The following is a 19,186-nucleotide window of genomic DNA, read 5'->3' as shown; positions in this document are numbered from 1 at the left end:
TCGTCACGGGCGCGGCGAAGGGCATCGGCGCCGCCGTCGCCACCCACGCGCCTGGCCACCGCGGGCGCCCGGATCCTGATCAACGCCGCCGGCATCCAGCGCTACGGCACGGTGGAGACCACCGACGAGCGCGTGTGGAACGAGGTGCTCGCGGTCAACGTCACGAGCATCTTCCTGTTCGCCAAGCACCTCGTCCCGCTGATGCGGACCGCGGGCGGCGGGTCGATCGTCAACGTCTCGTCGGTGCAGGCGTTCGTGACGCAGACCGACGTGGTCGCCTACGCCGCGAGCAAGGGCGCGATCAACGCCCTGACCCGGGCGATCGCCGTCGACCACGCCCACGAGCAGATCCGGTGCAACGCGGTGTGCCCGGGCTCGGTGGACACCCCGATGCTGCGCGCCTCCGCGGAGCGGTTCGCCGGCGACCGCGACCCGGCCGACCTCCTCGGCGACTGGGGCCGCGCGCACCCGCTGGGCCGCATGGCCGGCCCCGGGGAGGTGGCCGAGGCCTGCGCGTTCCTCGCCGGCCCGCGCTCGGCGTTCGTCACGGGCAGCGAGATGCGCGTGGACGGAGGGCTCACCGCAGCGGCCGGGGTCACCCTCCCCACCGACGAGCGGAACTGACCCTCGGAGTTCCAATAGGTGCAAATCATCTCACAATACGCACACGTGTGACCCGATTCATCGCCGATTCGGATCCGTGTCACGGAAGGCGGTACCCCAACGGAAATCCCGGCGCCTAAGCTGAAAATGATCATTGCGGCCGGCTCCGCCGCGCCGCGTGCGCCGATCCGGAGGTGAACGACCATCACTGCTCGCGATGCGAGTTCTGTCGAGGCGCGGGCGCCCCGACGCTGGGAGATCTCCCTGCCCGACGACCTGCTCCTCGATCAGGACGAGGAGTGGTGCGATGCCGGGCTCGACGGCAAGCACGTCCGCATCCGATTCCACGACTACCACCTCATCTTCGAGTGCCCCGGCCTGTACGAGCAGCTCTTCCACGAGTTGCTCGAGTGCACGTCCCCGCGGGTGATCCGCGGCCTGCTCACCCGCGCACTGGCGGACCGGGACATCGATCCGGCCGGGCTCCGGGTGCTCGACGTCGGTGCCGGGAACGGGATGGTCGGTGAGGAGATCCGCGCCCTCGGCGCAGGAACGGTCTACGGCGTCGACATCATCGAGGAGGCGGCGCAGGCGGCCGCCCGGGACCGGCCCGACGTCTACGACGGCTACCTGGTCGCCGATCTCACGACGCTCGGCCCCGCCCAGCGGGAGGCGCTCACCGCACGCCGGTTCAACACGATGACCACGGTCGCGGCCCTCGGGTTCGGCGACATCCCGCCCGCGGCGTTCACCGCCGCGTTCAACCTCGTCGAGACCTCGGGGCTGATCGCCTTCACGATCAAGGAGGACTTCGTCGCCGATCACGACGCGACCGGGTTCAGCCGCCTGATCAAGCGGATGTTCGCGGAAGAGGTGATCACGCTCATCGCCGACGAGCACTACCGGCACCGGCTCTCGGTCCGGCGGGAGCCGCTGTACTACGTCGCGTACGTCGCGCGGAAGCTGCGGGACATCCCCGCGCACTGGGCCGGCTGACCGCCACGCGTGCCGGGGCCGCCACCTGCGCCGTGGCGCCCGCGCACGCGCCACTTCTGCCGCCACGCACCCCATCCACGCCCACGCGCCCCGTCGAACGGTCGCGGCGAGCGAGACCGGGTGCACGGCGGCGGCGGGCCGCCTGCGGTGGTGTCCGGTCGCACACCCTCGGCAGCCATGCGCAACCGACGGTTCGGATCATGCGGGCCTCCCGCCGGGACCCCGGCGGCACCGGCTGCGTCCGCAACACGGCCTAGGCGGCGGCGGTGGCCTCCAGCTCGACCATCAGCTCGGGAAAGGCGAGGCGGGTCACGCCGAGGAGCGTGCAGGGCGGCTGCACCCCGGCGGCGCCGAACCGCCCCGCGATCACGTCGTAGCACGCGAAGAGCTCGTCGACGTCGGTCGTGTAGATGTTGAACCGCACCACGTCGGCGAGCGTCATGTCCGCGCCCGCGAGCACCGCCTCGAGGTTGTCCATGGCGAGGATGACCTGCGCGCGCATGTCCCCGGCGTGTTGCGGGTGGCCGTCCCCGTCCATGGACGTCTGTCCCGAGCAGATCAGCTCCCTGCGCGTGCCCTCGATGAGCTCGGCCTGGTTGAAGCCGATGCCGAGCGACCACTTCCACGGGTTGACCGCGGTCCGTTCCATGCTGTCCCTCCTCGAGCGTGCCGACGTCGGCGTCACTCGCGACGGGACGGTCAATGGTTACGGGCGCGCTCCACCGTCACCTGCAGTGCCGCCAGCAGCTCGCGGGCGGAGTCCAGGGAGAGCTCCACCGCCACGCGGGCGGCGGGACCCTCCTCCGGGTTCAGGAAGTCGATGTTCACCGTGTGCTCGTCCGGCGCGTGCACGGGGTGGTCGTAGTAGACCGTGGCCGTCCGCAGCGGGAACCAGCCCTGCGGGCCCTTGCCGCTGCTCGCCGTGACGTCGAACTTCTCGGTGCTGTAGGTGCACACTCCTCAGCCCTCCCCGTCGAGGTGCTTCGCGAAGAAGGCCCGGACGCGCTGCCACCCGTCCTGCGCCGCGGCCACGCGGTATGCGGGCCGGTCGACCGAGAAGAAGGCGTGCCCGGCGTCGTCGTAGCGGTGGAACTCGTAGTCCTTGCCGTGGGTCTGCAGGAGCTTCTCCAGCTCGTCGACCTGGTCGGGCGACGGGTAGGAGTCCTCGTTGCCGAACAGGCCCAGCAGCGGGGCGCGCAGCTCGGCGGTGCGGTCCGCGAGGGGCTGCACCTGCAGCGGGAACCCCTCCGGCGGGGTGCCGACGACGAAGGCGCCGTAGCAGTCCACGGCGGCCTGGATGTCCAGCTCCAGCGCGGTCAGGAACGCCTGCCGCCCACCGGAGCAGAAGCCGATCGTGCCGACCTTGCCGTTGGACGTGGGCAGCGACCGCAGCCAGCGCGCCGCGCCCGCGGCGTCGCCGACGAACCGGGCGTCCGGCACCCCGCCCTGCGCCCGCGCGGCGGCGGCCGCGTCGTCCGGTTCCGCGCCGGGTGCCTCCCGGCTGTAGAGGTTCATGCAGATCGCGTTGTAACCCCAGGCCGCGAACCGGCGCACGATCTCCTTGGTGCCCCAGTCGTACCCGGGCATGTGGTGGATCACCACCACCCCACCGCGGCGGCCGCCGTCGAGCGGGCGCGCGGTGTAGGCCTCGATCTCGTCGTCGTCCGCACCTCGGATGCCGATGGTCTCGGCGAGCACTGCGTCGTGACGCACGGATGCTCCCTCCCGGTCAGTCGATCATTCCTCGGCCCCAGTCTTCTCCACACCGGCCGCCACCGAAATGCCGACCAGCTCGTCGAGCCCGATCGTCGGGGCACCGGGGACCTTCGCCTCGTCGTCCCACCGGCGCACGTGCATCGCGTCCTGCGCGAGCGGGTGGCGCAGGAAGCGCTCGACCTCGGCCGCAGCGGCCGGACCGCCCTGCTCCTGCAGGGAGCGCACCGACACCGGTGACAGGAGCGACGCGTAGCCGGGGTCGAGCGTGACGAGCGCGCGCTTGGCCAGCACGTGCGCCCCGACGAGCCACCCGACCTCGTGGCCCAGCAACCGGGTGCAGAACGCCGCCCCCGCCCGCTCGTGCGGGGCGTCCGGCAGCTGCGCCGCCACGACGGGCGAGCGGCCGATGTCGTGCAGCAGCGCCGCGGCGACGACCGCGGGCCGGGCACCGGCCCGGACGGAGAGGGTGCCGCACTGCAGGGCGTGCGCGAGCTGGTCGACGGCCTCGCCGCCGTAGGGCAGGTCGGCGGTGGCGCGCAGGGCGGCGAGCAGGCTGTCGCGCGTGGTCGGGTCCCCGGACATGGCGGCTCCGTTCCGTCTGGGTTCGGGACGACACCGAGTCGACGCCGCGCCGGTGGCGAGGTCCCCAACCCCGCTCGCCCGCCGGGTGACCGCCCGGTGACGGCCTCGCCGGGATGGCGGTCAGGCGCCGGCGCGCAGCCCCAGTGCCCGGGACGCCTCCGCCGCCGCGGTGCGCAGGAGATCCAGCTGGTGCTCCTGCTCCGAGTCGGGAAGATGGGCGGTGAGCCCGCTGACGCTCAGGGCCGCGACGGTGGCGCCGGTGTGGTCCCGGACCGGCACGCTCAACGCCTTCACCCCCACCTCGACGTCATCGCGGCTGACGGCGAACCCGTCCTCCCGGATCCGCCGGACGTCCTCGCGCAGCTGGTCGGCCGTGGCCTGGGTCGGCGAGGTGCGCCGCTGCAGCGGGCCCGCGAGATAGCCCTCCACCTGCTCGTCGGGCAGGGTCGACAACAACAGCCGCGGGCCGGCGCCCAGGTGCAGCGGCAGCGCGCCGCCGACGCCGAGGGTGTGGGTGGAGGCGTACCGGCCGTCCAGCCGCTCCACGCAGACCGCCTCGTCGCCGCGCAGCACGAGCAGGAACACCGTCTCCCCCGTGCGCCGGTAGAGCTCCTGCATGGCGGGCAACGCCCGCTCGCGGACGCTGAGCCGGCGCGCCATCGCGCTGCCGACCCGGAACGCCCCGATGCCGAGCCGGTAGGTGCCCGGCGATGGCCGTTCGACGAAGTCCCCGGCCGCGAGCGTGGTGAGGATCCGGTGGCAGGTGCTCTTGTTCAGCTCCAGCCGGGCGGCGATGTCACCGAGTGAGAGCTCGTCGGTGGCCTCGGCGAGCAGCTCCAGCACCGCCATCGCCTTGACCAGCACCCGGACGGGCTCACCCGCACCGGCGGCCCTCTCGGCCATCAGGCGTGCCTCCTGTCGTCCACTCGATCACGCTACGGCGCCGAACGCGAGCGTCGACGGGAGGTCGACGATGCCGGCGTCGGAGCCCAGCCCCTGCGCCACGAGGGCGGCGGCGGCCGTGCCCAGCCGCGCCGCGTCGGGCAGCGCACGGCCGGATCCGAGACCCACCAGGAACCCGGCCGTGAAGGCGTCCCCGCAGCCCGTGGTGTCCACGACCGGCACCTCGAAGGCCGGGATCCGGCGGACGCCGTCCTCGTCGACGATCACGCAGCCGTCGGCGCCGGTCGTGACGATCACGGTGCCGACCCCGGCCGCGCGCGCCACGCCCGCCGCGTCGACCACGTCGTCGCGGCCCGTCACGCCGCGGATCTGGTCGTCGTTGGGGAGCAGGTAGCCGGTCTGCTCCCACGCGGGCCGCAGCAGGTCCACGAGCTCGGGCCGGCCGACGCTGAGCAGGTCCATGCTGACGACCGTGCCGTGCGCTGCGGCGAAGCGGAGCAGGTCCGGCAGTGCGTCGCGGGTGAAGTCCCCCAGGACGTCCGGGCCCCCGATGTGCAGCACGTCGGCCGCCGCCACGAGGTCCGGGTCCACGTCGGCCGCGGTGAGCGTGGCCATCGCGCCGGGAGCGTGCAGCGCGGGGCGCTCGCCGTTCGGGCGGATCGGGAGCATCGTCGCGGGGGTGGCGAGACCCGGCCGCCGCGCCATGTGCCGCACGTCGACGCCGTGCCCGGCGAGCAGGTCGAGCAGCAGCCTGCCCGTGACGTCGTCGCCGACCGGCCCGATGCTGACGACCTCGGCGCCGAGCTTGGCGAGGTCGACCGCTGTGCCGCCCGCGGTGCCCGCGGCGGTGATCCGGATCTCGTCGAGCACCCGGCGGCCCTGGCCGGGCGGGATGTCGGGGACCGGGCGGCCGAGGATGTCGAGGATGTGCGCGCCGAGGCAGATCACCTTCATGCCGGGACCTCCGTGCGGCGCCGGGCGACGGCGGCCAGCTCGTCGGCGGTCAGCGCCCGCGGGGTGCCCATGCCGGTCGCGGTGACGTGCAGCGTGCACAGCCACTCCAGCAGCCGGGCGCGGTCGTAGGCCTGCTCGAGCGTGTCGCCGTAGGCGACGGCGCCGTGGTTCTGCATGAGCGCCGCCGTGCGCCCCTCCAGCGCGGCGTGCACCGAGCGCGCCAGCTCCGGGGTGCCGTAGGTCGCGTAGCGCGCGACCCGCACCGGGCCGCCCAGCTGCAGCACGTAGTAGTGCAGGGCCGGGAGCTCGTCGAGCACGGTGGACACGGCCGCGCTGTGCAGCCCGTGGTGGTGCACGACGGCGGTGGCCCCGGTCGCGGCGTAGACGCCGAGGTGCATCGGCGTCTCCGAGGACGGTGCGTGCGGACCGTCGACCCGGTTCCCGTCGAGGTCGACCACGGCGACGTCCGCGGGTTCGATCCGGTCGTAGGCCATGCCCGACGGGGAGACCGCCACCAGCCCTCCGACGCGGACGCTCACGTTGCCCGCGGTGCCCAGCACCAGCCCGTCGGCGATCATCCGGCGGCCGCACTCCGCGACCTCCCGGCGGGCCGCGGCCAGCGCGTGGGGGCTCACTGCGTCGGGGCTCACTGCGTCGGGGCTCACTGGGCGCCCGCCGCGACCGGGGCGGCCGGGGCGTCGACGACCGGCTCCGGCTCGTCGTCCGGGACGAGCACACCCGCGTCGCCGTCCCACGAGACCTCGACGCGCTGGTCCACGGCGAGCGAGCCACCGGCGCCCGCGGTGTCGCGCACCTGCCCGGTGCCGCCGCCGTCGAACCGGACCAGCACCCGCCGGAACGCGCCGTGGTAGACGACGTCGGTGACGGTGGCCGACAGGACGTTGTCCCCGGTGTCCGGCCCGCCCGCGGCGGCGATCCGCAGCCGCTCCGGGCGCACCACGAGGGCGACCGGCCCGTCGGCCCCCGGACCGTCGACCACCGGCGCGTCCCGCACCCGCAGGCTGCACCAGCCGGTGTCGAGCCGCCCGTCGCGGACCCGGCCCGCGAACACGTTGGAGTCGCCGAGGAAGGTGGCGACGAACCGGGACGCGGGCGTCTCGTACAGCTCGGCGGGCGTGCCGGCCTGCTCGATGCGGCCCTCGCGGAACACGGCGATCCGGTCGGACAGTGCGAGCGCCTCGTCCTGGTCGTGGGTGACGAAGACGAAGGTGATGCCCAGCTCCCGGTGCAGCCGCGCGATCTCCAGCTGCAACGACTCGCGCAGCTTCTTGTCCAGGGCACCGAGCGGCTCGTCGAGCAACAGCGCCCGGGGCTCGAAGACGACCGCCCTGGCGAGCGCGACGCGCTGCTGCTGCCCGCCGGACAGCTGGGACGGCAGCCGGTCGCCGTGCCCGCCCAGGTGCACCAGCTCGAGGGCCTCCCCGACCCGCCGGGCGATCTCGCCCTTGCCGACCTTGCGCTGCTTGAGCGGGAACGCGATGTTCTCGGCCGCGGTCATGTGCGGGAACAGCGCGTAGTTCTGGAAGACCATCCCCAGGTTGCGCCGGTACGCCGGGAGCTGGGCGATGTCGCTGCCGTCCAGGGCGATGCGGCCGGAGGTGATGGCCTCGAAGCCGGCGATCATGTTCAGGGTGGTGGTCTTGCCCGATCCGCTGGGCCCGAGCAGGGTCATGAACTCCCCGGCCCGGATCTCCAGGTCGATCCCGTCGACCGCGGAGGTGGCCGCGCCGGGGAAGCGCTTGGTGAGGCCCTCGACCTCGATGCGGGCTCCGGACGGGGCGTCAGGCACGGCGGGTCCTCCTGAGAGTGGCGGCCAGGGTCAGCAGTGCGGTGGTGAGCGTGACGACCACGGTGGCGGCGGCCGCGATCGTCGGGTCCACCTCGTTGGTCACGGACGTGAACATCCGCACCGGGAGCGTCTGCAGCTGGGGGGACTGGACGAACAGCGACACCACCACCTCGTCGAACGAGGTGACGAACGCGAACACCGCACCGGACAGCACCCCGGGCATGATCAGCGGCAGGGTGACGCTGCGGAAGGTGGCGGGCGCCGACGCCCCGAGGCTCGCCGCCGCCCGTTCCAGGGTGCGGTCGAACCCGCCCAGCGCCGACCCCACGTTCACGGTGACGAACGGGATCGCGAGCACGGTGTGCGCGATGATGAAGCCGGTCGGCGTGCCGATCAGGCCCCACTGCAGGAACGCGGCGTAGACGGCGACGGCCACCACGATGCCGGGCACGATGAGCGGCGCGAGGAACAGCCCGTTCAGCACCCCGCGGAAGCGGTTGGCCGTGCGGGAGAGGGCGAAGGCCGCGGCGGTGCCGATCACGGTCGCGACCACCGTCACGATCACGGCGAGCTGGATCGACACCAGCAGCGCGTTCAACCAGCTCGGCTCGGTGAAGAACGTCCGGTAGTGGCGCAGGCTCCACGAGCTCGGCGGGAACGCGAAGCTGTCCTCGCCGGAGAAGCTGATCGGGATGACGATCAGCGTGGGCACCAGCAGCCATGCCCCGATCAGGATCCCGAGCGCCACGAGCGCCCGGCGCAGGCCGGCGGACCTCATGACCCGGCACCTCCCACCAGTGCCGCCGGGGCGCCGCCGGTGCGGGTGAGCCGCTGCACGCCGGCCACCAGCACGAGCGTGACGACCAGCAGCGTCACCGCCAGTGCGCCGGCCGCGCCGAAGTTCAGCAGCTGGTTGACCTGCACCGCGATGAGCTGCGCCAGCATCGACTGCTGCGGCGACCCGACGAGCGACGGCGTCACGTAGAAGCCGAGCGACAGCACCATCACGAGCGTCGCCCCGGCGGCCACGCCGCGCAGCGACAGCGGCAGGTACACGCGCAGGAACGCGTTGACCGGCCGGGCGCCCAGGCCCATCGCCGCGTCGACGAGCCGCCGGTCGATGCCGCGCATGGCCGCGTACACCGGCAGCACCATGAACGGCAGCATCACCTGCGCCATCGCGACGCTGACCCCCGCGGTCGTGCCCAGCAGGCGGGTGGGGCCGAGCCCGACCGCCGCGAGCAGCCCGTTGACCACCCCGGTGTCCTGCAGCAACACCACCCACGCGAACGTGCGCGCCATGAGCGACGTCCAGAACGGCAGCAGCACCAGCGCGGTGAGCACCGCCCGCCACCGGGGCCCGACGATCGTCATCAGGTAGGCGTACGGGTAGGCGCAGAGCACGCACAGCACCGTCACCACCGCGGCCATCCCCAGGGTGCGCAGCACGACCGTGACGACGACGCCGTCGGTGGCCAGGCCGGTGTAGTTGCCGATGCCGAGCTCGGGTGTGCTGACCGAGAGCCAGGCCAGGCGGAGGGCCGGCACCACGAAGAACACTCCGAGCACGACGACCGCGGGCAGCGCGAGGAGCAGCAGCGGGCGGCCCACGCGCCGGGGGCGGGACGCCGCCGGTGGCGTGGGTGCCGCGGCCGCAGCCCTCGGCGAGCCGACCGACACCATGGACAACCCCCACTTCGGTCACGATGTGGCACGGGTTTCACGAACCGAAATGGGAGGGTCTCGGTCAGACGGCCCGTTGTCAACCGTCCGACGCCTCCGTTGCGGCCCCGAAACCGGATCCAACAGGGAGTTCACGAGCGAGGCCTTGACGACCCGGACGAGGCCCGCCATCCTCCTCATGCCACATCCTGAATCGCGTTCTGGATAGTGAAACGCTTCTGGATAGTGAAACGCAAAGGTGCGTTGCACCCCGTCGATCGAAGGTGGTCCCGTGCGCAACCGCAGGCTCATCTCCGCGCTGGCCCTCGCCACCGCCGTCAGCTTCAGCGCCACCGGGTGCTTCGCCACGGTCGGCGGTGAGTCGGCCTCGGGCGGCACCGTCGTGTTCGCCAACACCGGCGGGGCGCTCGCCTCGATCTTCGCCGAGACCGCCTACAAGGAGCTCTCCGCACAGGGCATCCAGGTGGCCGAGGAGTCCCCCAACAACGAGGCCAAGCTGACCGCGATGGTCGAGTCCGGCTCCCCCACCTGGGACGTCTTCTACTCCTCGCCCTACCGCACCGTGGCCAAGTGCGACGTGCTGTTCGAGAAGCTGGACAAGTCGAGGATCAACACCGCCGGGCTCGACCCCGCCCAGGTCACCGACTGCGGCGTGCCGGTGCTGAAGTCGGCCTTCCTGCTGGTCTACAACGCCGACAAGTACGGCGACCACCCGCCGCAGAGCTGGGCCGACTTCTACGACACGGCGAACTTCCCCGGCACGCGCGGGATCATGAACTACGCCAAGGACGCCGGCATGGAGACCGCGCTGCTCGCCGCGGGCGTGCCCGGCGACCAGCTCTACCCGCTGGACTACGAGCGCGCCTTCGCCACCCTCGACAAGATCCGGCCCTCGGTGCGGTTCTACGACACGGGGGCGCAGCAGACGCAGGCCCTCGAGTCGGGTGAGGTCGACATGATGCTGGCCTGGCCGGGCCGCGCCTACGAGGCGGCCAAGAACGGCGCCAACCTGAAGGTCGTCTGGAACCAGCCGCTCTACTACGAGGACTCGCTCGGGATCGTGAAGGGCGCCAAGAACCTCGACGCGGCGTACGCGCTGATCAACGCACTGGTCGACGTCCCGACCCAGGAGCTGATCATGCAGCGGCAACCCTACGGCTCGCCCAACGCCAACGCGAAGCCGTCCGCCGACCCGTTGATCAACTCCTTCATCGCCACCAGCAACGTCACCGGCACCGAGGTGCACCGCGACAACGAGTGGTGGGCGGCGAACCTCGACGAGGCCACCCGGCAGTGGACGGAGTGGGTGAACAGGTGAGGTTGCTCGGTTACGGCGACCGGCTCTCCGTCCCCGCAGGGGGGCGCATCGAGTTCAAGGTCAGCAGCGAGCTCCCGGAGTTCACCCCGACGCTTCAGCGGCTGCGCCGCGGCGGCTCCCCGGTGCACGAGTGCGACCTGCTGGAGGAGGAGGTCGCAGCGGACCTCCCTGCCACGGTGCCCGGGCGCGTCCAGGTGGCCCGCGCCGGCTCCTACGTCGAGGCGCCGCTCCGCGACGACGTCCCCGTGGACGGCGCCGGGCTCGCGATCTGGCTGTCACCCACCCGGCTCGACGGCGACCGCGAGCAGACCGTGCTCTCGCTCACCGCACCCGACGGGGCGGCCGGCTACCTGCTGTCCGTCTCGGCCCGCGGGTGCGCGCTCCGCGACGCGGGCGGCACCGAAGTGGCCCGCCTCGCCGTGGCGCCCGTCGAGCACCAGTGGTCGTTCCTGGCGGCCACGGTGTCCCGCGATGGCGAGGTCCGGCTCGCCCTGCATCGAGGTCGGCAAAGCCACTTCCAGGACCTCCGCGGTCAGCAAAGTGGCTTTACCGACACTCGGTCCACGGCTGGGTGGATGCTCCGGGTCGGTGCCGGGCCGCGCGGCGAGTTCTTCAACGGCCGCCTCGCCCGGCCCGTCGTGGCCACCACGGGCTGGGCCGCCGAGGCGACCTCGCGGCTCGCCGGGGGCGAGGACGCGGTCACCGTCCTGGGCACCGGCGGGGTCAGTGCGCTCGCGCTGGGCCGGGACCCCGCGGCCGCCGCGGTGGCCGACGACGGGTCGCTCACCGCGGGCGGCACCGCCGTCAACCGGCCGGCGAGCGCGGTGCCCGGGCCGTTCTGGCGGTGCCGGGAGACCGACTTCCGGCGAGTGCCCGGCGAGTACGACGCCCTGCACCTGCACGAGGACGACCTCGACGACGCGGGCTGGGAGACCGACGTGGTCCTCACCGTGCCGGCCGACGGGGCGAGCGGCGCCTACGCCCTGAAGATCACCGCGGGCGAGCACGTCGACCGCATCCCGTTCGTCGTCACCCCGTCCGAGGGCACGCCGCCCGCGCCGGTGCTCGTCGTGCTGCCCACGTGGACCTACCTGGCCTACGCGAACTGGCGCACCTACGCCGAGTTCGAGGAGGAGCGGGTCGCGCTCTACGGGGAGCGCCGCGGCGTGGACCCCCGGGACCGCTGGCTGGCCCGCCACCCGGAGCTCGGCAAGTCGCTCTACGACGTGCACACCGACGGCAGCGGCGTCATGTACTCCTCGCGGGCCCGGCCGATCGTCAACATCCGGCCCGACTACTACACGCCCACCACCCGCGGGCTGCGCCACTTCGCGCAGGACCTGTCGCTCCTGGACTGGCTCGACCGGCGCGGCGAGGACTACGCCGTGATCACCGACGACGAGCTGGAGGACCGGGGCGCGGACGCGCTCGCCGGTCACCGCGTCGTGATCACCGGCAGCCACCCCGAGTACTCCTCCGCCCGGATGCTCGACGCCTACCAGGCCCATGTCGACTCCGGCGGCCGGCTGATGTACCTCGGCGGCAACGGCTTCTACCACGTCACCGCCCGCCACGAGGGGCCGTCCGGGGCGATCGAGATCCGCCGTGCCCGGGGCAGCCAGACGGCGTGGGCCAGCGGCGCGGGCGAGGAACACCTGTCCGGGACCGGCGAGCCGGGCGGGCTGTGGCGCTGGCGCGGGCGGGCACCGCAGCGCCAGTTCGGCGTCGGCATGACGGCACAGGGCTTCGACGAGGCGAGCGGCTACCGCCGGACCCCGCAGAGCTGCGCTGCGGACTGGGTCTTCGCGGGGGTGGACGTCGCGGTCGGCGAGGTGTTCGGCGACGAGGGTCCCGGCCTGGGCGGCGCCGCGGGCGACGAGATCGACCGCGCCGACGTCGCGCTCGGCACCCCGGCCGACGCCGTCGTCCTGGCCACCTCCGTGGGGCACTCGGCGAGCATCGTGCTGGTCCCGGACGACAGGACGATCTCCTACGCGGTGCCCACCGCCCCCGACCCCCGGGTCCGGTCCGACATCGTGATCTTCGGGCGGCCCGGCGGCGGTGCCGTGTTCGCCGTCGGCTCGATCGCCTGGTCCACGGCGATGACGCACAAGGGCGGCGACAACGCCGTCTCCCGGCTCACCGGCAACGTCCTCGACCGCTTCCGCGACCACCCCGACCCGGTGGCCGACGCATGAGGCTCGTCGGCTACGCCGACCGGCTCTCCGTCCGCGCCGGGGACCCGATCGCCTTCCACATCAGCTGCGCCCTCGACGGCTACCGGCCCGAGATCGTCCGGCTGCGGCGCGGTGGCTCACCGCAGCACGACACCGCGCTCGTCGAGGAGACGGTCGCGAGCGGGCTGCCGGACCGGCTGCCGGGCCGCGTGCAGCCCACCACCTCCGGCTCGTTCGTGGAGGCCGGTCCCGTCGGTCCGACGGACGCGGTCGGGCTCGCGCTGTGGTTCCTGCCCACCCTTCCCGGTACCGATGCCCGGCCGCTGCTGGCCGTCGGGGATCTGGTGCTCGAGGTGTCGGCCGCCGGGATCGGGCTGCGCCGCGGCACCACGACGCTGGCCACCCTCGACGCGCCGCCGACCGAGCGGCGCTGGGCGTTCGCCGCCGCGACCGTGGACGCCACCGGCGAGGTGCGGCTGGTACTGCACCGGCCCGGGCTGGACGGTGCCACGACGACGGCGCAGGCGCCCCCGTCGGCGACCGCCGGGACGCTTCGGATCGGTTCGGACGGCACGGTGACCGGCGGGCTCGGCGCCACGTTCAACGGGAAGGTGGCTCGCCCGGTCGTCTCCGCGACCGCCTGGCCCGCGACGACGACGGGGGCGCTGGCCGCGGGCGCCGACCCGCTCACCCTCCTCGACCCGGCCACCACCAGCGCGCTCGACCTCGCATCCGACCCCGGCGGCACCCGGGTCCCCGACCGCGGCGGGCTCACCGCAGGCGCGGTGATCCACCACCTGCCCACCCGCGGCGTGCCCGGGCCGTTCTGGTCCGGGGCGGAGACCGACTTCCGGTGCGCCCCGAACGAGTTCGACGCACTGCACCTGCACGACGACGACCTCGCCGACGCCGGCTGGGCACCCGACCTCACCTGGGACGTGCCGGCCGACCTCCCCAGCGGTGTGTACGCGCTGAAGCTGAGCGCGGACGAGGACGTGGACCGGATCCCGTTCGTCGTCACCCCGGCCCGGCACGAGGCGCCGGTGCTCGTCGTGCTGCCCACCTGGACCTACCTCGCCTACGCCAACTGGCGCACCTACGCCGAGTACGAGGCCGAGCGGCTGGTGATCTACGGGGAGGCGCGCGGGATCGACGAGCGGGACCGCTGGCTGGCCGCGCACCCCGAGCTGGGCCGCTCACTCTACGACGTGCACACCGACGGCAGCGGGGTCTGCCACACCAGCCGGTTGCGCCCGATCGTGAACCTGCGCCCGGACTACTTCACCCCGACCACCCGCGGGTTCCGCCACTACGCCCAGGACCTGCAGCTGCTCGACTGGCTCGACCGGCGCGGGGAGCACTACGCGGTGGTCACCGACGACGAGGTCGAGCGCGAGGGCGCCGACCTGCTCTCCCGCTACGACGTGGTGCTCACCGGCAGCCACCCCGAGTACTGCTCGGCGGGCATGCTCGACGCCTACCTCGCCTACACCCACAACGGCGGCCGGCTGATGTACCTGGGCGGCAACGGCTTCTACCAGGTCACCGCCCGGCACCCGGGCCACCCGGACGCATTGGAGATCCGCCGCGGCCACGCGGGCGTCGCCACCTGGGTGTCCGATCCGGGTGAGGAGCACCTCGCCGCCACCGGGGAGCGCGGCGGGCTGTGGCGGATGCGTGGGCGCGCGCCGAACGTGCTCGCGGGCGTCGGGTTCACCGCGCAGGGCTTCGACTCCGGCTACGGGTACCGGCGCACCGCGGCGAGCGCGGACCCGGCGGTGGCGTGGGTCTTCGAGGGCGTCCCCGCCGGCGTCGGCGAGGTCTTCGGCGCCGAGGGACCCGGTCTGGGCGGCGCGGCGGGGGACGAGCTGGACCGCGCCGACGTCACGCTCGGCACGCCCGCCGACGCCGTCGTGCTGGCCTCCTCCGTCGGCCACTCGGAGAAGATCGCGCTGGTGCCCGAGGAGGTCGACCACGGCTACGCCGCTCCCCCGCCCGGCGTCCACCCGAAGGTCCGCGCCGACGTCGTCCTGCTCGGGCGGCCCGGCGGCGGGGCCGTGTTCTCCGTCGGCTCGATCGCCTGGTCCACCGCGATGACGCACAACGGCGGCGAGAACGCCGTCTCCCGGATCACCGCCAACGTCCTCGACCGCTTCCGGGACGAGCCCGGCCCGGTCATCGGCGAGCAGTAAGGAGCAGGAGTGCCACTCACCAGTACCGACCAACCGGGTACCGACGAGGTGGCGCGCCTCGCCGACCGGGCGAGGTTCGTGCGCACCGAGACCGTCCGGCTCACCCGGATCGCCGGGGCGGGCCACTACAGCGCCGTCTTCTCCTGCGCGGAGCTGTTCTCCGTCCTCTACTACCACCAGCTGCGGCTGGACCCGTCCCGCCCCGACTGGCCGGACCGCGACCGGTTCGTGCTCAGCAAGGGCCACGCGGCGATCGGCCTGTACCCGGTGCTCGCCGACCTCGGCTTCTTCGACCCCTCCGAGCTGGACACCTACACCCGGCTGGGCAGCCCGTTCGGCGACCACCCGGACATGCGGCGGATCCCCGGCGTCGACTTCTCCTCCGGCTCGCTGGGGCACGGGCTGTCGATCGCCGCGGGCATGGCGCTCGCCGGGCGGATGTCCGGCTCGGACCACCGCACGTACTGCCTGCTCGGCGACGGCGAGCTGGCCGAGGGCCAGATCTGGGAGGCCGCCATGTCCGCCGGGCACTTCCGGCTCGGCAACCTCGTCGCGATCGTCGACGCCAACCAGCTCGGCATCGACGGCTTCGTCCGCGACGTCATGGCCGCCGAACCCATCGACGGGCGGTTCGCCGCGTTCGGCTGGCAGACCCACCGCGTCGACGGGCACGACATCCCCGCGCTGCTGGAGCTCTTCACCGGCCTGCCGGCGGCCGCCGACGGCCCGCCGCAGCTCGTGGTCGCGGACACCGTGAAGGGCAAGGGCGTGGCGCGCATGGAGCTGTCGCCCGACTGGCACGTCGGCAACCTCGTCGGCGCCGACTACGACGACGTGCTGGCCGAGCTCGGGCAGGAGCGCGCATGAGTAGCACGCAGGACCAGTCGGAGCTGTTCAACGGCACCGCCAACGTCGGTCTGAAGGACACCCGCTCCGTCGACGGCACCGACACCCGGGCGATCCCGGCGTTCGTCTTCGGCGAGGAGCTCGCCCGCCTCGCCGACCACGACCCGCGCATCGTCGTGCTCACCGCCGACCTCGCCCGGTCCAACCGGGCCACCGACTTCGCGAACCGGCACCCGGAGCGCTTCGTCAACGTCGGCATCGCCGAGAAGAACATGATCACGATGGCGGCGGGGATGGCTGCGTCCGGCTACATCCCGTTCGCGGCCACGTTCGGCGCGTTCGCCGCGCTGCTGGGCGCCGAGCAGATCCGCACCGACTGCGCCTACCCCGGGATGCCGGTCCGGGTGGTCGGCCACCACTCGGGCATGTCCATGGGCTTCTACGGCACGAGCCACCACAGCCTCGAGGACCTCGCGATGATGCGCTGCATCGCCGACCTGACGGTCGTGTGCGCCACCGACGCGAACCACCTGCGCGCGCTGCTGCACCTGGCGCTCGACCACCAGGGCGCGATGTACATCCGGCTCGGCCGGGGGCGGGATCCCCAGGTCTACCCCGAGGTTCCGGATCTCGCGATCGGCCGTGCCGAGACCGTCCGCGACGGCTCCGACCTGACGATCATCGCCACCGGCTCCGAGGTGCACCCGGCGCTGCAGGCCGCCGGCGAGCTGGCCGCGGGCGGGATCTCCACCCGGGTCGTCGACATGTTCACGATCGCCCCACTGGACCGCGACGCCGTGCTCGACGCCGCACGGTCCACCGGCGCCGTCCTCACCGTCGAGGAGGGCAACCTCACCGGCGGGCTGGGCAGCGCGGTCGCCGAGTGCCTGTTCGAGGCGGGCGCCCGCGTCCCGTTCCGCCGCCACGGCGTGCCCGACGAGCACGTGCCCGTCGGCCCGCCCGCCGCCCTCTACGCCCACTACCGCCTCGACGGGCCCGGCATCGCCGCCGTCGCCCGTGAGCTGCTCGACTCCAAGGGATCCTCGAGATGACCAGCGCACCCACCGTCCTCGGCGAGCGCGAGTCCGCGCTACGCGAGCGGGCCCGTCAGGTGATCCCCGGCGGGATGTACGGCCACATGTCGGTGCAGGCGTTCAGCTCCGTGCACCCCCAGTTCATGGCGTCCGGGGACGGCTGCCGGGTCACCGACACCGACGGGCGCACCTACCTCGACCTGATGTGCGGCTGGGGCCCGGTCGTGCTGGGTCACCGCCACCCCGCCGTCACGACCGCGGTCCACGACCAGCTCGACCGCGGCGACTGCCTCGACGGCACCAGCCCCGTCGCGGTCGAGTTCGCCGAACTGCTGGTGGACACGATCCCGTCCGCGGACTGGGCGATGTTCTGCAAGAACGGCTCGGACGCCACCACCACCTGCGTCACGATCGCGCGGGCCGCGACCGGGAAGCGGAAGCTGCTGGTCGCCCACGGCGCCTACCACGGCGCGGTGCCGTGGTGCTCGCTGCGCGGTTCCGGCGTGACCGCCGAGGACCAGGCGCACCTGGTGCACTACGAGTACAACGACCTCGCATCGGCCGAGGCCGCCGCGGCCGAGGCGGGCGACGACCTGGCCGCGATCGTCGTCTGCCCCATGCGCCACGACATCAAGCGCGACCAGGAGCTCGTCGACCCCGCGTTCGCCCACGGCCTGCGCGCGCTCGCCGACCGCACCGGCGCCGTCCTCGTCCTCGACGACGTCCGCTGCGGGTTCCGCCTCGACCTCGGCGGCAGCTGGGAGCCCCTCGGCGTCCGGCCGGACCTGTCGGCCTGGTCGAAGGCGATCGCCAACGGGCAGGCGCTCGGCGCCGTCACCGGCGTCGACGCGCTGCGCGACGCCGTCCGGTCGATCTACGTCACCGGTTCGTTCTGGACGGCGGCGGTGCCGCTCGCCGCGGGCCTGGCGACCCTGACCGAGCTGCGCAAGGGTGTGGCGCTGCCGGACATGGCCCGCACCGGCGCCCGGCTGCGCGAGGGGCTCGCCGCGCAGGCCGCCGCGCACGGGTTCGAGATCAACCAGACCGGGCCGGTGCAGATGCCGATGCTCTCGTTCGCGGGCGACGAAGACTTCCGGCTGGTGACGGCGTTCGCCGAGTCCGCCGTCCAGCGGGGCGTCTACCTGCACCCCTGGCACAACTGGTTCCTGTCCGCCGCACACACCGATGAGGACATCGACGCGATCCTCGCGCGCACCGACGACGCGTTCGCCGCCGTGAGGGGATGACGCCGGGGCCGCGCGGCGCCGCCGGCCTCTGCGTCCGGACATCGACTGCAGTAGCGTCGGGGGCAGCGCGTGGTTGCGCCTAGGGTTCCGCTCGCCGCCCGCCCCGACGACCACAACCAGGGCGGCGAGGGCTGGACCGAGCGGCGCCAGCACCCCACCGGTTCCGGTGGGGCCCACACCTGACGGGACAAAAGCCCTGAGGGCTCCTGATCCGACGCGTCCGCATCCGCGGACCGGCCCCGGGGAGCCCGCCCATGATGTTGTCCGCGCCCGTCACCACACCGTCTCTCGGCCCGTTCATGATCGCCGCGGTGCTCGCGGCCGCCGTCCTGCACGCCGCCTGGAACTCGATCGCCCACGGTATCGGGGACCGGCTGACCGGGTTCGCCATGATCGGGGTCGTCGACGTCGTGGGCGGCGGCGCGGTCGCCGCGTTCGCGGGTCTGCCGCCCGCCGGCGCGTGGCCCTACATCGTCGCATCGGCCGTCGTGCACATCGGGTACAACCTCCTGCTGCTCGCCAGCTACCAGCTCGGCGAGTTCAGCCAGACCTACCCGCTCGCGCGGGGCACCGCGCCGTTGGTCGTCGCGCTGGCCTCCGTCCTGCTGCTCCACCGGCCGCTGGCCGCGCCGGACCTCGCCGGCATCCTCGCCGTCTCCACCGGGCTCATCGGGCTCGTGCTCGCCGGCGGCCTCCCCGGGCGCAAGGAGCTGCCCGCCGTGGCGGCGGCGGTCGGCACCGGCCTGCTGATCGCCCTCTACACCGTGATCGACGGCCTGGGCGTGGCGGAGGGCCCGGTGCCGGCCTACATCGGCTGGATGTTCTTCCTGCAGGGACCGGCGCTCCCCGTGCTTGCCGTGCTGCGCCGGGGCAGGAGGATGCCCGCGCTGCTGCGCCGCCACGCCGCGGCGGGACTCGCGGGCGGCGTGATCTCGCTCGCCGCCTATTCGATCGTGCTCTGGGCCCAGACCTCCGGGGCGCTCGCCCCGATCGCCGCGCTGCGCGAGAGCAGCATCGTGTTCGGGGCCCTCATCGGCGCGGTGTTCCTGCGCGAGCCGCTCGGGCACCGGCGCACGATGGCGGCGGTGGTCGTCCTGACCGGGGTGCTGCTGCTGAGCCTCTAGG

The 19,186-nt window shown here is 73.4% G+C and carries 20 protein-coding genes; 9 read left to right on the top strand and 11 right to left on the bottom strand.

Annotated elements, in window-relative coordinates:
- Positions 1 to 51 precede the first annotated feature (51 nt).
- Positions 52 to 624, top strand: coding sequence for an SDR family oxidoreductase (locus ABEA81_RS33110; protein WP_345610675.1), 573 nt, complete (start codon positions 52 to 54; stop codon positions 622 to 624).
- Between the two features lie 57 nt (positions 625 to 681).
- Here the strand turns inward: ABEA81_RS33110 and ABEA81_RS33105 are convergent, their stop codons facing one another.
- Positions 682 to 1,002 carry a hypothetical protein gene (locus ABEA81_RS33105; RefSeq protein WP_345610629.1) on the bottom strand — a complete coding sequence of 107 codons (321 nt, stop codon included), beginning with the start codon at positions 1,000 to 1,002 and terminating at the stop codon, positions 682 to 684.
- Between the two features lie 27 nt (positions 1,003 to 1,029).
- Here ABEA81_RS33105 and ABEA81_RS33100 point away from each other — a divergent pair, with 27 nt between their 5' ends.
- Positions 1,030 to 1,599 carry a methyltransferase domain-containing protein gene (locus tag ABEA81_RS33100; protein ID WP_345610628.1) on the top strand — a complete coding sequence of 190 codons (570 nt, stop codon included), beginning with the start codon at positions 1,030 to 1,032 and terminating at the stop codon, positions 1,597 to 1,599.
- 253 nt (positions 1,600 to 1,852) lie between these two features.
- Here ABEA81_RS33100 and ABEA81_RS33095 read toward each other — a convergent pair whose 3' ends face one another.
- The 10 genes from ABEA81_RS33095 to ABEA81_RS33050 all read right to left on the bottom strand — a co-directional run bounded on the left by ABEA81_RS33095 (position 1,853) and on the right by ABEA81_RS33050 (position 9,247).
- The gene (locus tag ABEA81_RS33095; protein ID WP_345610627.1) at positions 1,853 to 2,248 is read right to left on the bottom strand and encodes a RidA family protein; all 396 of its coding nucleotides are present in this window, start codon (positions 2,246 to 2,248) and stop codon (positions 1,853 to 1,855) included.
- A 50-nt stretch (positions 2,249 to 2,298) separates the two neighbouring features.
- Complete coding sequence (locus tag ABEA81_RS33090) at positions 2,299 to 2,556, bottom strand: DUF6295 family protein (RefSeq protein ID WP_345610625.1); 258 nt, start codon at positions 2,554 to 2,556, stop codon at positions 2,299 to 2,301.
- A gap of 3 nt (positions 2,557 to 2,559) precedes the next feature.
- A complete protein-coding gene (locus ABEA81_RS33085; protein ID WP_345610624.1) occupies positions 2,560 to 3,312 on the bottom strand; it encodes a dienelactone hydrolase family protein in 753 nt (250 codons plus the stop codon).
- A 24-nt stretch (positions 3,313 to 3,336) separates the two neighbouring features.
- A complete protein-coding gene (locus ABEA81_RS33080; RefSeq protein ID WP_345610623.1) occupies positions 3,337 to 3,897 on the bottom strand; it encodes an HD domain-containing protein in 561 nt (186 codons plus the stop codon).
- Between the two features lie 120 nt (positions 3,898 to 4,017).
- On the bottom strand, positions 4,018 to 4,800 hold the full coding sequence (locus ABEA81_RS33075; RefSeq protein WP_345610621.1) for an IclR family transcriptional regulator: 783 nt from the start codon (positions 4,798 to 4,800) through the stop codon (positions 4,018 to 4,020).
- A gap of 27 nt (positions 4,801 to 4,827) precedes the next feature.
- Positions 4,828 to 5,754: a carbohydrate kinase family protein gene (locus ABEA81_RS33070; protein ID WP_345610620.1), complete on the bottom strand. Its 927-nt coding sequence runs from the start codon at positions 5,752 to 5,754 to the stop codon at positions 4,828 to 4,830.
- On the bottom strand, positions 5,751 to 6,404 hold the full coding sequence (locus tag ABEA81_RS33065) for a class II aldolase/adducin family protein (RefSeq protein WP_425570777.1): 654 nt from the start codon (positions 6,402 to 6,404) through the stop codon (positions 5,751 to 5,753). Before ABEA81_RS33065 ends, ABEA81_RS33070 begins: the two co-directional genes overlap by 4 nt.
- A gap of 11 nt (positions 6,405 to 6,415) precedes the next feature.
- Entirely contained in the window at positions 6,416 to 7,564 is a 1,149-nt protein-coding gene (locus tag ABEA81_RS33060; protein ID WP_345610619.1) for an ABC transporter ATP-binding protein, read from the bottom strand.
- Complete coding sequence (locus ABEA81_RS33055; RefSeq protein WP_345610617.1) at positions 7,557 to 8,342, bottom strand: ABC transporter permease; 786 nt, start codon at positions 8,340 to 8,342, stop codon at positions 7,557 to 7,559. The genes ABEA81_RS33060 and ABEA81_RS33055 overlap by 8 nt, the downstream gene beginning before the upstream one ends.
- Positions 8,339 to 9,247 carry an ABC transporter permease gene (locus ABEA81_RS33050; protein WP_345610616.1) on the bottom strand — a complete coding sequence of 303 codons (909 nt, stop codon included), beginning with the start codon at positions 9,245 to 9,247 and terminating at the stop codon, positions 8,339 to 8,341. The genes ABEA81_RS33055 and ABEA81_RS33050 overlap by 4 nt, the downstream gene beginning before the upstream one ends.
- Positions 9,248 to 9,518: 271 nt before the next feature.
- Here ABEA81_RS33050 and ABEA81_RS33045 point away from each other — a divergent pair, with 271 nt between their 5' ends.
- The 7 genes from ABEA81_RS33045 to ABEA81_RS33015 all read left to right on the top strand — a co-directional run bounded on the left by ABEA81_RS33045 (position 9,519) and on the right by ABEA81_RS33015 (position 19,185).
- Complete coding sequence (locus tag ABEA81_RS33045) at positions 9,519 to 10,565, top strand: extracellular solute-binding protein (protein ID WP_345610615.1); 1,047 nt, start codon at positions 9,519 to 9,521, stop codon at positions 10,563 to 10,565.
- The gene (locus ABEA81_RS33040) at positions 10,562 to 12,763 is read left to right on the top strand and encodes a N,N-dimethylformamidase beta subunit family domain-containing protein (protein ID WP_345610613.1); all 2,202 of its coding nucleotides are present in this window, start codon (positions 10,562 to 10,564) and stop codon (positions 12,761 to 12,763) included. The genes ABEA81_RS33045 and ABEA81_RS33040 overlap by 4 nt, the downstream gene beginning before the upstream one ends.
- Entirely contained in the window at positions 12,760 to 14,934 is a 2,175-nt protein-coding gene (locus ABEA81_RS33035; RefSeq protein ID WP_345610612.1) for a N,N-dimethylformamidase beta subunit family domain-containing protein, read from the top strand. Before ABEA81_RS33040 ends, ABEA81_RS33035 begins: the two co-directional genes overlap by 4 nt.
- A 9-nt stretch (positions 14,935 to 14,943) precedes the next feature.
- A complete protein-coding gene (locus ABEA81_RS33030) occupies positions 14,944 to 15,801 on the top strand; it encodes a transketolase (protein WP_345610610.1) in 858 nt (285 codons plus the stop codon).
- Complete coding sequence (locus ABEA81_RS33025) at positions 15,798 to 16,832, top strand: transketolase family protein (RefSeq protein ID WP_345610609.1); 1,035 nt, start codon at positions 15,798 to 15,800, stop codon at positions 16,830 to 16,832. Before ABEA81_RS33030 ends, ABEA81_RS33025 begins: the two co-directional genes overlap by 4 nt.
- The gene (locus ABEA81_RS33020; protein ID WP_345610608.1) at positions 16,829 to 18,061 is read left to right on the top strand and encodes an aminotransferase class III-fold pyridoxal phosphate-dependent enzyme; all 1,233 of its coding nucleotides are present in this window, start codon (positions 16,829 to 16,831) and stop codon (positions 18,059 to 18,061) included. The genes ABEA81_RS33025 and ABEA81_RS33020 overlap by 4 nt, the downstream gene beginning before the upstream one ends.
- Positions 18,062 to 18,315: 254 nt before the next feature.
- Positions 18,316 to 19,185 carry a DMT family transporter gene (locus tag ABEA81_RS33015; RefSeq protein ID WP_345610606.1) on the top strand — a complete coding sequence of 290 codons (870 nt, stop codon included), beginning with the start codon at positions 18,316 to 18,318 and terminating at the stop codon, positions 19,183 to 19,185.
- The last annotated feature ends 1 nt before the right edge of the window (position 19,186 follow it).

The organism is Pseudonocardia adelaidensis (assembly GCF_039543345.1).
In the GTDB taxonomy this organism is placed as follows: domain Bacteria; phylum Actinomycetota; class Actinomycetes; order Mycobacteriales; family Pseudonocardiaceae; genus Pseudonocardia; species Pseudonocardia adelaidensis.
This window is presented reverse-complemented; position numbering and strand designations above follow the sequence as displayed.

What these genes read in the sequence shown, in the direction of transcription:
- ABEA81_RS33095 (WP_345610627.1), bottom strand. Translation starts at nt 2,248, where the DNA reads ATGGAACGGACCGCGGTCAACCCGTGGAAGTGGTCGCTCGGCATCGGC.
- ABEA81_RS33080 (WP_345610623.1), bottom strand. Translation starts at nt 3,897, where the DNA reads ATGTCCGGGGACCCGACCACGCGCGACAGCCTGCTCGCCGCCCTGCGC.
- ABEA81_RS33075 (WP_345610621.1), bottom strand. Translation starts at nt 4,800, where the DNA reads ATGGCCGAGAGGGCCGCCGGTGCGGGTGAGCCCGTCCGGGTGCTGGTC.
- ABEA81_RS33070 (WP_345610620.1), bottom strand. Translation starts at nt 5,754, where the DNA reads ATGAAGGTGATCTGCCTCGGCGCGCACATCCTCGACATCCTCGGCCGC.
- ABEA81_RS33055 (WP_345610617.1), bottom strand. Translation starts at nt 8,342, where the DNA reads ATGAGGTCCGCCGGCCTGCGCCGGGCGCTCGTGGCGCTCGGGATCCTG.
- ABEA81_RS33050 (WP_345610616.1), bottom strand. Translation starts at nt 9,247, where the DNA reads ATGGTGTCGGTCGGCTCGCCGAGGGCTGCGGCCGCGGCACCCACGCCA.
- ABEA81_RS33035 (WP_345610612.1), top strand. Translation starts at nt 12,760, where the DNA reads ATGAGGCTCGTCGGCTACGCCGACCGGCTCTCCGTCCGCGCCGGGGAC.
- ABEA81_RS33025 (WP_345610609.1), top strand. Translation starts at nt 15,798, where the DNA reads ATGAGTAGCACGCAGGACCAGTCGGAGCTGTTCAACGGCACCGCCAAC.
- ABEA81_RS33020 (WP_345610608.1), top strand. Translation starts at nt 16,829, where the DNA reads ATGACCAGCGCACCCACCGTCCTCGGCGAGCGCGAGTCCGCGCTACGC.
- ABEA81_RS33015 (WP_345610606.1), top strand. Translation starts at nt 18,316, where the DNA reads ATGATGTTGTCCGCGCCCGTCACCACACCGTCTCTCGGCCCGTTCATG.